The organism is Saprospiraceae bacterium, from assembly GCA_016716185.1.
GTDB lineage: Bacteria > Bacteroidota > Bacteroidia > Chitinophagales > Saprospiraceae > Vicinibacter.
In genome coordinates, this window is the sequence record JADJWV010000002.1 from 65,026 (window position 1) to 78,321 (window position 13,296).

Genomic DNA, 13,296 nt, shown 5'->3' on the forward strand with positions numbered 1-13,296 from the left:
CCTACATGCCTACATGCCTCCAAGCCTCCCAGCCTCCAAACACTTTGCTCTCCCCTCCATCATCCCTTCTCCAGCTCTTTTTCGATCAACGGTTTTTCATCGCTCACGTGCTGACCGCTTAACGGGGAAGGTTCTGCTGATTTGTCTTTGTGATAGGGCGACGGACCAATCAATCGCTCTACGTCGGATTTGTGTAAGACTTCTTTGCGAAGTAATTCCTGGGCAAGAATTTCCAATTCTTTTCCTTTATCCTTCAATAAATTTTGAGCACGCAGATATTGAGATTCAATCAGAACTCTTACTTCCTGATCCATGATGCGGGCTGTATCTTCACTGTAGGGTCTTTGAAAGGCTTCTTGTGAAAGTCCGTAGTAAGATACGTTGCCTATTTTATCGTTCATCCCAAAAACATTGACCATACTGTAAGCCATTTTTGTGACGTGGTCCAGGTCGCTTTGAGCTCCGGTCGATATTTTATCAAACATGATCTTCTCCGATGCTCGTCCGCCTAATGTCATGCACATGCGGTCGAGTAAAGCTTCGGTGCGCGTAATGTATTCCTCCTTGGGCAGATACTGAGCGTATCCTAAGGTCCCAATCCCTCTTGGAACAATCGTGACTTTGACCAACGGAGATGCATATTGCAAATACCATCCGATAATGGCATGTCCGGCTTCGTGGTAAGCAATGATCTCCTTTTCTTCGGGGGAGATCAGTTTGTTCTTCTTTTCCAATCCGCCGATGACGCGATCCAGAGCATAGTTGAAGTCATCCAGGTCGATGGCTTTTTTATCTCTTCTTGCTGCAACCAAAGCGGCTTCATTGCAAATATTGGCAATTTCTGCACCAGCAAATCCGGGCGTCATTTCGGCAAGAACATAAGGAGTCACATCTTCAGCAAGTTTCAAGGGCTTCAAATGAACCTTGAATATTTCCTCGCGCCCCTTGAGGTCAGGAGGATCTATACCAATTTGCCTGTCGAATCTTCCGGGGCGCAGCAAAGCGCTGTCTAAAACATCCGGACGATTGGTAGCTGCCATCAGGATTACACCAGACTCTGTTCCAAACCCATCCATTTCCACCAGCAACTGATTCAGTGTGTTTTCGCGTTCGTCATTTCCCCCCTGAATTGTGTTTCTGCCCCGGGCACGGCCCACGGCGTCGATCTCATCGATGAAAACAATACACGGAGCTTTTTCGCGGGCCTGTCGGAATAAATCCCTTACCCTCGAAGCCCCGACACCCACAAACATTTCCACAAAATCGGAACCCGATATGGTAAAGAAAGGAACAGCGGCTTCTCCAGCCACAGCTTTGGCCAACAGTGTCTTTCCCGTTCCGGGAGGCCCTACCAGCAAAACTCCTTTCGGAATTTTTCCTCCGAGCGAAGTATATTTTTTAGGATTTTTTAGAAAATCCACTATTTCCATAACCTCTTCCTTGGCTTCGTCCAATCCGGCCACATCTTTGAATGTCACATTGGTCGATTCATCTTTTTCAAACAGCGTAGCTTTCGATTTGCCAATGTTGAAGATTTGCGCTCCCGGACCGGAACCTCCACCGCCGACGCGACGCATCAAAAACATCCAGATGGCCAGGATGATGAGAAAAGGAACAACAAAAGACAAAATCGGACCCAGCCAATTTTGTTTTTCTTCATAACTGATGCTGATTTTATTGGGAAGATGGTCGTTATACTTGTCGATTTTCTCCTGGAATTTTTCAGCAGGTCCGATATTAAAATAATATTGCGGACGACTGCCTTGAGTTGCACTCAACTTGTCTTTGTAATCATCTTTGTTGATCGATTCAGGCCTTAAATAAACATAAGCCTGTTTTAGATTGACCACTTCAATTTTCTCGATATCGCCCCTCAAAGCCATATCGTCAAATCTCACTGAATTGATGTTGCCTTTACCGGGTGAAGCCATATAAAATAAATTCACTCCGATAATGACCAGTAAAATGATTCCGTATATCCAATAGGCGTTAAACCCCTCTCCGGGTTTTTTTGGTTGGCCGCTGGGCGATGGTTGTTTTTGCTCCATGTTGATTGAATACTAATTCCAGATGATAAACGATGTACTTCAAATTAAGTTGCGGCTCCTACAGATTCTGGTACTCTGTAATGCGGGCATCACTCCATAAATCCTCGAGTTCGTAGTACCTCCTCGTTTCCTTATCGAAGATGTGCACGACTACGTCAAAAAAATCGACCAATACCCATTTTGCCCCAAGCTGGCCTTCTGAGTGGGCTATATTTCCGGTTTCTTCTTTGACCCGGCGTTCCACATTCCCTGCGATCGCTTTTATTTGTGTGCTGCTGTCTCCCTCGCAAATGATAAAATAAGAACTTGGCGCATCGGGAAGCTTTCGCAAATCAAGAAGGACGATGTTTTTACCTTTGATATCGCGAATGGCATCGATGATGAGGTCCAGAAAAACTTGATCTTTTTGGGAGGCGGATTTGGATTTTGATAACAGTGTTGACAATATTAACTATTGAATTTTAAAGAAGTAAATATATAAATATTTTTGAATATAATATTATAAATGCTGCCCATGCGATTTGATTTTCCACACCTGTCATTTACAAGTACGGACTCTACGAATTTGCAGGCACTAAATTACCTATCAAAAACCAATCCAGAGTCGGGTTTTATGCTGATTGCAGACTTTCAGACAGCAGGCAAAGGACAATTTGGCAGAAATTGGGAAAGCGAGACGGGTACGAACCTACTCTGCAGTTTCATTTTTGGTCCGCTAAACTGGTCAATCAAACAATTATTTAATCTGCATTTAATATCCGCATTGGCTATTTTCCGGTTACTGGAAGAAAATCAACTCAATAAACTGAGTATCAAATGGCCCAATGACATCTATGCAGGCAACAAAAAAATAGCAGGAATATTAATCCAAAACATCATCAAAGAGCAAAAACTCCAATGGACGGTGATAGGATGCGGAATAAATGTCAATCAATCCCAGTTTTCAGATACCATAAATGCAAGTTCCATATTCCTCGAAACCGGAATGAAATTTTCAATAGATGTTTTGGCCTGCCGCTTAAGAGAATTACTTATTGAATATTTTCAAGCCGGGCACCGGATGGAAGATTTGTTGGCCAAATACAACGCTGCCTTATATGGCAAAAATCAATTGAAATCATTACGCTTAAAAAATGATGAATCAATTCGCGTAGAAATTCAATCCGTCAACGCGATCGGAAATTTAATCGCCAAAAATGAACATGGCGAATTTTTAGAACTGACTCATGGCGAAACGAATATTGATTGGTAATGCATGTATTTTCTGCTATGGTATTGGATTTAAAATCATTCCATTGAAATATTACAAATTCGCAATCAAATTTCACAAGCTTAACTTCAACTTTATTTTCCAAGGTTTGATTACCTAAAAGTCAAAAAGTCGAAGGGCCGAAATGTCAATTTATTTCCCGCACCGGCCGGGGGGGTTTTTTTTTTTAAAAAAAAGAAAAAAATTTTGGGGGGGGGGGGGGGGGGGGGGATTGGGGGGTTTCTTTTAATTAGTTTTTTATCAAAATTTCAAAAAGTCGAAACTTCGAAACTTCGAAACTTCGAAACTTCGAAACTTCGAAACTTCGAAACTTCGAAACGTCAAAAGGTCAAAAAGTCAAAAAGTCAAAAGGTCAAAAAGTCAAAACCTCTCAAATTAATACCGCCCCTAATTAAAATGTTTTCTATCCTTTACTATAATTTGAACCGGATTTTCTCCTTCTCCATTTAAAGAACTCCATCCATATCACACTTAATAATCCCAACCCCGCACACATCATAACTTCAGCAAACTTTAGAGCTTCAAATCTGAAAACCGTTTGCAATGCAGGATGATAAAGTGTTGTCATCAAGGCCAGAATGGAAATTCCAAGAATGAGCGGAACCAATTTATTTTTATAACGCAGCGTGGTCCAGATCGATTCGATAAATGAGCGATTAACGAGCGTTAGGAACACGTTTGCAAAAACCAGGTTCGTATAAAGCAAACTCCTCACTTTTTCTTCCGGATAGGAAGCATACATCGCGTACCGGGCAACGGCCAGACAAAATGCTGTGATCACAAGTCCCTGGACGATGCTGGTATTTAACTCACTCCAGGTGAACAATTCATTGGTGGATTTTCTCGGAGGTTTGACCATCGATTGTGGCTCAATGGGTTCATTTTCAAATACAATAGAACAAGTTGGCCCCATAATGAGCTCTAAAAAAACAACGTGAACCGGTGAAAAGAAATCGGTATAATCCCAAAAGAAGATCAGCGGCAAGGTCACAATCAGGATGATGGGGATGTGGATGGATATAATGTATTGTATGGCCTTCTTCAGGTTTTCGTAGATACGTCTTCCCAGTGCAATTCCATCGACCAATTTAGAAAGATCGTCATTGGCTAAGATCAGAGAAGAACTTCGCCGGGCCAATTCGCTGCCTTTGCGTCCCATGGCAATGCCGATGTGCGATGCTTTAAGGGCCGGGCCATCATTGACACCGTCGCCCGTCATCGAAACAATTTGTCCGGAATTCTTCAAGGTTTCAATGACCTTCAATTTGGCTTCTGGGTACATTCTGGAAAATACTGCGGTCGAGTTCAACTCCAAAACTAACGATTGTTCGTTCATCGCCATGACTTCATCTCCCGTGCAAAATTTGCTTGTCTGCTGAATGCCGATTTGCCTGGCAACAGCAAGCGTGGTGTTTGAAAAATCACCGCTTAGAATTTTTACGTCAATGCCTGCCTGATAAAATTTCCGGATGGTATCTTTTATATTTTTTTTCGGGGGATCGTAAAAGCTGACTAATCCCAGCATCTGCATTTTAAATTCAAAGGGATCCGCCGGAAAATCAGATAATCGTTCGTTGCTTCCTGCGACGGCAAGCACCCGATGCCCTAAATCAGCCAGACTTTGCGATTGTTCAACAAGCCGTTTTTCCTCTTCTGGAGTGAGGCCGCAAATTTTTATGACGCTTTCCAACCCACCTTTACAGGCCAGAAGCTGTTGGCCTTCCGGGTTTTCAAATACATGAATCATCATAGGAGGCCTGCCTGCTAATGGATATTCCCGGACCATGCTAAACACCAGTCTTAAATCTTCCGTGCAAATTTGTTCATAGGCCTGGTGAATGGACTGCTCCATGGGATCAAAGGGCGATTCCTCCGAACTCCACATGGCAAATTCAATCACCTTGTTTGCCGAAGCATGTCGTTCTTTCAACTGAGAAAGTTTACCCTCCTGAAATGAGTAAATCCCTTCCAGCTGCATTTGATTTTCGGTGATGGTTCCGGTTTTATCCAGACATAGCACGCTGACACCGCCCAGCGTTTCAACCGTCATGGGGTTTTTTACAAGCACCTGATTTTTATAAAGTTGTAAAGCTCCCAGGGCCATGAAAGTGCTGAAGGCTACCGGAATTTCTTCGGGTAAAACAGACATACTCAAGGTCAATCCTTTCAATAATCCAAAAATAAAGTTTTGTGTAATGTAATATTGAATGGCCCAGATGATCGCGAAAGCAACCAATCCGAACTGCACCATTTTCTGAACAAAATTTTGAATCTGGATTTGGATCGGGGTTTTTACAGCTTGGATATTTTTGAGTTGCTGCTGTATTTTTCCCAATCTGGTTTCTCTTCCTAAAAACTTAACTTCTGCGATGCCATAACCCGACATGACTTGTGTGCCTTGAAAAATGTCGCGGTCATTCGAATCCAGGCCTTTATATAGGGGAATCGACTCACCAGTCAGGATACTTTCATTTATAGTTAGATCGTGACTTTCCAACAGCTTCGCATCGGCAGGGATCAGATCTCCATCTTCGATCAAAAAAACATCTTCCAATACCAAATCATCCTGTTCTATCATCAGAAATTCGGCATTTCTGAATACTTTGATTTTTGGTTCGAGTAGCGATTTCAACGCCTTCTCGGCCCTGGAGCTTCGATGTTCCTGAAACAGGCTGATGCCCGAAACAAAACCAAGTGCAGCAAGCATGATCCATGCTTCTTCGTTCTCACCAAGTAAAAAGTAAATTCCGGCAGTTGCGACAAGAATAAGAAAAAGAGGTTCGGTGATGATGGAAAGCAAAATTTCCAACCAACCGGGCAGCCCTTCTTTTTGGAGCTTCTGAACTTCCGATTTTTTTCTCTGAACCTTGACCTGTTCGCTGGTCAGCCCGGTATATTTTCCTGTGATCACTCTGATATATCTCTATGATCCCGTTTTCAAAATCTCATATAGTCGGAGGGATTGACAGGTTTCCCCTTATACCACAATTCAAAATGCAAGTGGGGTCCGCTGGTCAATGTGCCCGTATTTCCAATGATCGCAATGGCTTCACCGGACCTTACCCGGGAACCGGTTTTCTTCAGGAGCGCTGAATTGTGTTTGTAAATGCTCACCAGATTGTTTCCATGCTGAAGCGCTATGGTATGCCCATTTTCGATGGACCAGTCTGCCTGGATCACGGTTCCTTCGAGGACTGCTTTGATGGGTGTGTTTTGGGCAGCCATGATATCGACCCCCAAATGGCCGGTTTCGGGATTGTATTTTGCACCCATGGGTCCACGGATCGGAGATATCAGTTGTACCGGTGAATTGACCTCAGAGACATCGGTTCCCAGACTTCTGGAAATGGGGATGGATTTGCGCTCCTGATTTTTGTCTTTTTGGGGATTTTCACGGGCCAGTAATGACTCAAATTCAGCCCTTAGAAGACTGTCTTCTTTGACCTTTGGCTCGGATTCCGGTTTAACCTGCTTGATTTGCACGTTTTTGGTGACCTCCGACCGGGTTTGCGGTTTGCCCTCCAATATTCTTTGGATTCCTTCTATGTAAGTGTCGCGGGCTGCGATTGATTTTTCCAGTCCCTGAATCTTCCTGTCCAGTTCCATAAACTCCCTTTGAGACCGGACATCCCCGTAGCCGGGTATGTACTTTTTCACAGGGGTAAATATGATCAGCAACAACAGAAATAAACCCAAAACAAAAACCAGGGTGCTGGCCAACAGATAAATATTCTTCAGCGTGACCCGGTAACTTGCAGTTTCTTCAAATGTTTCTTCATTCCGGATGATGAAAAGGAACCGTTTTTCAAGGTGTTGCTTGAGCCATTTTCTCGCTTTTTGGACATGAATTGACATTCTTAAAATTACTTTAAATTATAATAAATTTGCGCGAATTCAGTTATAATAGACATCTTTGATCGCATTCATGAAAATTTCCATTCAAACCCTGTTTTTAAGCCTCCTCATTTGTGCACTCCTGACCGATGGTTGTGTTAGTCGGAGAAAGAAAGGAGAAACTTCTGCCCTGGGTCGGTTTTATCATAATACTACGTCAAAATACAACGGTTATTTTAACGCCAACGAAATCATGCAGGAAGTCGTTCTGACTTTACATCAGAATCACAAAGATAACTACAATAAAATTTTACCGGTTTTTCCATATAATGCTGTCGAATCTGCCGATCCGGTGAAATCCAAACTGGACAAAGCCATAGAAAAAGTAGGTGTAGTCATTACCAACCACCGGGTGAGTCATTGGACAGACGATTGTTATTTATTGCTGGCGAAAGCCCAATACCTCAAGAAAGATTACGAAACGGCCGAAAGTTCCTATAAATTTTTTCTGGAAGAATACGATCCTTTTAAGAATCGATTGAAATCTAAAAAGATCAAAGCAAAAACCAGCAAAGAGAAAAAGAAGGAAGCCGAAGAATTGAAAAAAGAAAGGCAAAAGGCCGCTGAACAAAAGGCAAAAGATCGCAAAAAAGCCCAGAAAGAAAGAGCAAAAGCCAGAAAGAACAAATCAAAGCCATCTGAAGCTAAACCAGCCGACGATAAAAAACCTGCAGCCGATAAATCTGAACTGGCTACACCAACCCCGGTTACCCCTAAACAAGACCAATCTGATCTCACCAATGAAGGCTCCTGGTTGTTTCCTCATTATCCCGCCTATTGGGAAGGTGCTATCTGGGCTGGTAAAAACCTCGTTGAACGCGGTAAGCCCTACGAAGCAGAACAACTGTTCCGAAAAGTTGAAAACGATCCTTATGCAAGAAGTGAACTGAAAGCAGAACTCTATGCTTCCTACGCAGATTTGTACCTCAAAACGGATCAGGATGCAAAAGCAATTTCCGCCCTGAAATCGGCCATCGAATTTTCCGAAGAGAAAAAAGAACGTGCACGTTATGCATACATCCTCGGACAGCTTTACCAAAAAGCAGCACGCTATGAAAATTCAAACGAGTATTTTAATGCATGCATCAAAGACAAAGCAGGTTACGACTTGGTTTTCCATGCCCGATTGAATGTATTGCTCAATGATGCTGCGGCAGGAAATTCTGTACAAGAGATCGCTAAAAAGATGGAAAAACTTTTGGAAGATCCTAAAAACAGCGACTACAAAGGAGAAATGTACTATGCTCTGGGTATGATTTCTTTAAAAGACGGGAACAAGGATACCGCCGTTTCCTATTTTAATCTGTCGCTTCGATCTCCAAACGTAAGTAACACGCAAAGGGCAGAGTCCTTTTATCAGCTTGGGGAATATTATTTCGAACAACAGGACTATCTCAAAGCCAAAAACTACTACGACAGCACCATGACCATGATGGGCAAGACCGACCCCAGAAGAATTGCAGTAGCTAAGGTGGTTGCGAATCTCGAAGAAATTGCGAAACATCTGGAAAGCATTAGTCTGAACGATAGTTTGCTGCGCATTGCAGCACTTTCAGTAAAGGACAAACGGGCATTAGCCATTCAATTGAAAAACGCGAAAAAAGCCAAAGTACCCGAAGCGGTAAAAGATAACCGCTCGCGCTTTGCAGAACTCGACGGACTGGCAGCCAATCCATTTGGCAGAGAGAATTTTGGAAACCAGGATTCCAAAAAAACACAGAGCAATTTCTTTGCTTACGATCAAAGATCCATCAACCGGGGCAGGTCCGAGTTTGAACAAACCTGGGGAAACCGAAATCTGGAAGACAACTGGAGAAGAAAAAATAAGAATACATTTTCTATCAATGAAATTGTAAGCGAAGAAGTGGAGGAAGAGCAAGATAGCCTGGAAGCCGATCTGGCTCAGATTCTGAAAGGGATTCCGGAAACTCCCGAGCAGATCCTCGATGTAAAAAATAAAATAGCTGAATCCAAATTTCAATTAGGGGTTCTGTATCGCGAGAAACTGGACAATTTTGTCAAATCTTCTCAAAGTCTGAAAAATCTGCTCGAAGAGTATCCTAAAACTCAACGTAAACCCGATGCGCTTTACTATTTATATCTCAATTGCCTGGATCTCTCAGACGATGCATGCATGCATTCCTATAAAGACCAGATCATTTACGAATTTCCCGGCAGCCATTATGGCAAAGTATTAAGCGATCCGGAATACGTGAAAGGCCTGTTGGCTAAAAGAGACGAGATCACAAACGAATACAATAAAGCATACAGCTATTATTCCAACAAGCAATTCAAAGAAGCACTGGATTTGCTTCAATTGCTTAAAAACCGCATGGGCGGAGGACATAAATTATTGGCGAAAGCAGCCTTGTTGTCTGCATTCTGCATTGGCAATACCGAAGGCAAAGATGTTTATATGAATGCTTTGAAAGATGTGGTGGCCAATCACCCGTCGACCCCTGAAGAAATCAAAGCCAAAGAAATTTTGAGATTTTTAAAAGGTGATCAGGATGCATTTGTACAGATCAGGGCTTCGGAATTGGATAAATTCAATTTCAAACAGGAGGATGAAAAATTGCATTTTATGTTGGTGGTGTTGTACAATCCGGAAGATAAAATCGAAAATAAAATTAAAATATCCATATCCGACTATAACGTCAATTATCATCAGCCGGAGAAACTGAAAATGACCAGTGTGGAACTCGATACCGAATCCAACAATCCCATCCTCGTCATCCGCAAATTCGATACCAAGAAACAGGCCATGAAATATTTCGAAGGCGTCATGAAAAAACCCGAAGAATTCATCCCGGATTTTGACAACTGGGAATTACTGGCTGTTACCCAAAATAACTATCGCGAAATCCTCCGGCTCAAAAGCCTCTCCGAATACAAAAGCTACTTTAAGAAAAATTACGAGGGGAAGGAGTAAGAGCAAAAAGCTGAAAGGAAAAAAGGCTAAAGGCCAAAGGATGGAGAATGGATTAAGGAGCAAAGCTTAAAGCATAAAGCTCAAAGCATAAAGCTCAAAGCATAAAGATGAATGTTCGTTCAGCTGAAATTTCAAAAAAAGTTTAATTTATAGGAACTTTTAGTTTTTACACTGGATTTGCCAAAAAGCCAAAAAGCCAAAAAGCCAAAAAGCCAAAAAGCCAAAAAGCCAAAAAGCCAAAAAGCCAAAAAGCCAAAAAGCCAAAAAGCCTTCTCTTCCCTCAACACGTCATCCCGATCGTCAGCATCGAAATCCTGCAATGGGAAGCTTTTAATAGCTGCAGTGCACAGGCCTCCAACGTGGCTCCCGTAGTGAGAATATCATCCATGAGAGCGATGTGTTTGTTTTCGATTTTCTCAGCCTGTTTAACAGAAAATACCGAATGCATGTTATCGATGCGTTCCATCCGGTTTTTATCGACCTGACTTTTGGTTTCTTTGCTTCTGAGCAGCACATTTTCCACAACCGGAATCGAACTCACTTCCGAAAACCCCCGGGCGATCATGGCCGATTGATTGTAACCACGGATTCGTTGTCGACTTGGATGCAATGGGACAGGCATTAAAAGATCGACGTTTTGTAGCAATTCGTTCTGCTTCAACAATTGGGCGTAATATGCACCAAGGGAAATTCCGATGTCCGGTTCGTTTTTGTATTTGAGTCGCTCCATGGCCAATTGAAGCCGGCTTCCTTTCTGGTAATAAAAAAGTGCAGCTCCCAGGCTCAGTGGAACCCTTCCTCTGAACTTTAGTGTAAACTCATTTTCGCGATACCGGTACATCTCACTGGGGGGCAACTGGCTTTGGCATTCCAGGCAAAATTTCTGTCCGGGTGTCAGACATTTCCCTTCGCAACAAATACATAAATTGGGGTACAGCAATTCCAGACAGCCATCCCACGAATTCTTAAGCAGTTCAGTGATCCATCGGGTGTTCATAGCAAAAAAAAATCCCGGCATTGCTGCCGGGACCTTCAAACAAAACGAAAAACCAACTTTATAGAAAGCTACAAAAGGCTACTATACAAGCTTATATCATTTTACGGATTTTGACGGGTATCTCTTTAATTTGGCCGTTGCGAATGACCTTAGTATAGAGTGTCTCGCCAACCTTGGACAAAGCTACAACTTTTTGTAATTCTTCAACCGTTTTAATCGATTTATTATTTACTTCGATGATCACGTCATTGGGAAGTAAACCGGCATATTTTGCCGAACCTTTGTCCTCAAGTTCAGTAATTAAAACGCCGTAATCCGCATTTAAGTTCAGCTCTTTTTTCAATTCTTCATCGATGGGAACTACTCCTACCCCGAATCGCCCTCTGTCGAAACTACCATGCTGGATCAGTTCGCGCACAATTTTAGTCATGAGGTTGGATGGGATCGCAAACGAATAACCGGTATAGTATCCGGTTTTACTGGCAATCGCCGAATTGATACCAACCAGCCGGCCATTCACATCGACCAGTGCGCCTCCACTATTTCCGGGATTTACTACGGCGTCTGTTTGGATGAATTCTTCAATGCCAGCTCCTGAAGAATACCGATTTCTTTGGAATGGATTGTAATATTGGTTGTCCTGATTGTCTAATAAATTCAAATCTCTCCCCTTGGCACTAACGATTCCGGCGGTAACAGTGGAAGTCAGATAACCAAATGGATTTCCGACGGCCAATACCCATTCGCCTACTTTGAGTTCATCTGAATTAGCAATGGGAAGTACGGGCAAATTATCAGCTTCTACTTTTAAAACGGCCAGATCGGTTCTGGGATCTGTACCGATTTTCTTAGCGGCTAATTTTCTGCCGTCTTCTAAAATCACTTCAATATCATCTGCAAATTCAACAACGTGGTTGTTGGTGACGATGTATCCATCCTGTGAGTAAATAACTCCGCTGCCTGAGCCTTTTTTCTGCTGGTAGGGCATTCCAAATCCAAAAGATCTCAAATCGAAGTCGCGAAATAAGGGATGATTTAAAAACGGATCGGTTTCCTCCATTTTTTGTCTGGCCAGTTTTTCGCTTTCCTGCGCATTGATTTGGACTACAGAGTTTAAGGCTTTTTCAGCAGCCATCGAGAAATCGGGACCCGTTGTCGGGTAGTGAAGCGAACTAACTGATTGCGCGATGGGAGTATTTTCCGGTCTTGCAATGTTATTGTTTTGATACCATAAAAAACCACCCATAACGAGCATCCCACCTACGATTCCGGATAACACAGGTTTCAAATGATTTTTCATATGCAATTTGTTTTTAGTATTTAAACATTCAAACGCTAAATTATAAAGAGAGATTTTGCATGGAATTGCTTTAACTTGGATTTAACGAGTATCTTTTATATGGCTTTTCAGGATTTTTCCAATCAGAGCCCGGCTTTCGTTAATAGGGCTGCTCTTTTGACTATCTATGTATAGAAATTCTTTTTCCAACATTTATTACACTAACAGCATAAACAAGGCCTACTTTATCTAAGATCCCGGAGGGATCTGACACCGTTCCCGGGAAGTCAAAAGTGAACGGCGACCACAACAAATGAATTCTTTTTCCAACATTTAAAAGACTAAAAGCCTAAACAAGGCCTACTTTATCCAAGATCCCGGAGGGATCAGACACCGTTCAATTCCCCTTCAAACCCCGATCCCGGAGGGATCAGACACCGTTAACGAGATGACTAAAATGAAACGTCAAGCAAAGCAACGGAATTTTTTTCCAACATTTAAAACACTAACAGCATAAACAAGGCCTACTTTATCCCCGATCCCGGAGGGATCTGACACCGTTCAATTCCCCTTCAATCCCCGATCCCGGAGGGATCAAACACCGTTAACGAGATGGCTAAAGAACACGTCGACCACAGCGTGGTCGGATACTTCCCGAACCTCATCACTACTCATCGAATGAGATAAGTACCCCCACACCCCTGATTCCAGGCAGCAAAAGAATAAGTGGTTAAATACACAGCAACATTTTTATTGTGAATTCTATTTGAAATCAATGGTTTTACGAAGTTTATAAAGATGATTCGATTAAAACCCTGCCTTTCGATCATAAGGCTGCCACGTTGAAGATATCTATATAGAAGAGGAATTTTTTTC

At 42.5% G+C, this 13,296-nt stretch carries 8 protein-coding genes; 2 read left to right on the top strand and 6 right to left on the bottom strand.

Going from position 1 to position 13,296, the window contains the following annotated elements; genetic code table 11:
* Nucleotides 1-59: 59 nt before the first annotated feature.
* Nucleotides 60-2,048, bottom strand: coding sequence for an ATP-dependent zinc metalloprotease FtsH (gene ftsH / locus IPM34_02225; GenBank protein MBK8954355.1), 1,989 nt, complete (start codon nt 2,046-2,048; stop codon nt 60-62).
* 58 nt (nt 2,049-2,106) lie between these two features.
* Nucleotides 2,107-2,493 carry a ribosome silencing factor gene (rsfS, locus tag IPM34_02230; GenBank protein MBK8954356.1) on the bottom strand — a complete coding sequence of 129 codons (387 nt, stop codon included), beginning with the start codon at nt 2,491-2,493 and terminating at the stop codon, nt 2,107-2,109.
* Between the two features lie 69 nt (nt 2,494-2,562).
* Here rsfS and IPM34_02235 point away from each other — a divergent pair, with 69 nt between their 5' ends.
* A complete protein-coding gene (locus IPM34_02235; GenBank protein ID MBK8954357.1) occupies nt 2,563-3,300 on the top strand; it encodes a biotin--[acetyl-CoA-carboxylase] ligase in 738 nt (245 codons plus the stop codon).
* 421 nt (nt 3,301-3,721) lie between these two features.
* On the opposite strand, the gene IPM34_02240 is transcribed toward IPM34_02235, so the two are convergent.
* Together IPM34_02240 and IPM34_02245 are read right to left on the bottom strand one after the other, a co-directional pair.
* Complete coding sequence (locus IPM34_02240; protein ID MBK8954358.1) at nt 3,722-6,229, bottom strand: cation-translocating P-type ATPase; 2,508 nt, start codon at nt 6,227-6,229, stop codon at nt 3,722-3,724.
* A 26-nt stretch (nt 6,230-6,255) separates the two neighbouring features.
* On the bottom strand, nt 6,256-7,173 hold the full coding sequence (locus IPM34_02245) for a M23 family metallopeptidase (GenBank protein MBK8954359.1): 918 nt from the start codon (nt 7,171-7,173) through the stop codon (nt 6,256-6,258).
* A gap of 70 nt (nt 7,174-7,243) precedes the next feature.
* Between IPM34_02245 and IPM34_02250 the strand changes: the two genes are divergently transcribed.
* Nucleotides 7,244-10,144, top strand: coding sequence for a hypothetical protein (locus IPM34_02250; GenBank protein MBK8954360.1), 2,901 nt, complete (start codon nt 7,244-7,246; stop codon nt 10,142-10,144).
* A gap of 280 nt (nt 10,145-10,424) precedes the next feature.
* Here the strand turns inward: IPM34_02250 and IPM34_02255 are convergent, their stop codons facing one another.
* The gene (locus IPM34_02255) at nt 10,425-11,141 is read right to left on the bottom strand and encodes a ComF family protein (GenBank protein MBK8954361.1); all 717 of its coding nucleotides are present in this window, start codon (nt 11,139-11,141) and stop codon (nt 10,425-10,427) included.
* Between the two features lie 91 nt (nt 11,142-11,232).
* Entirely contained in the window at nt 11,233-12,441 is a 1,209-nt protein-coding gene (locus tag IPM34_02260; protein MBK8954362.1) for a trypsin-like peptidase domain-containing protein, read from the bottom strand.
* Nucleotides 12,442-13,296: the final 855 nt, after the last annotated feature.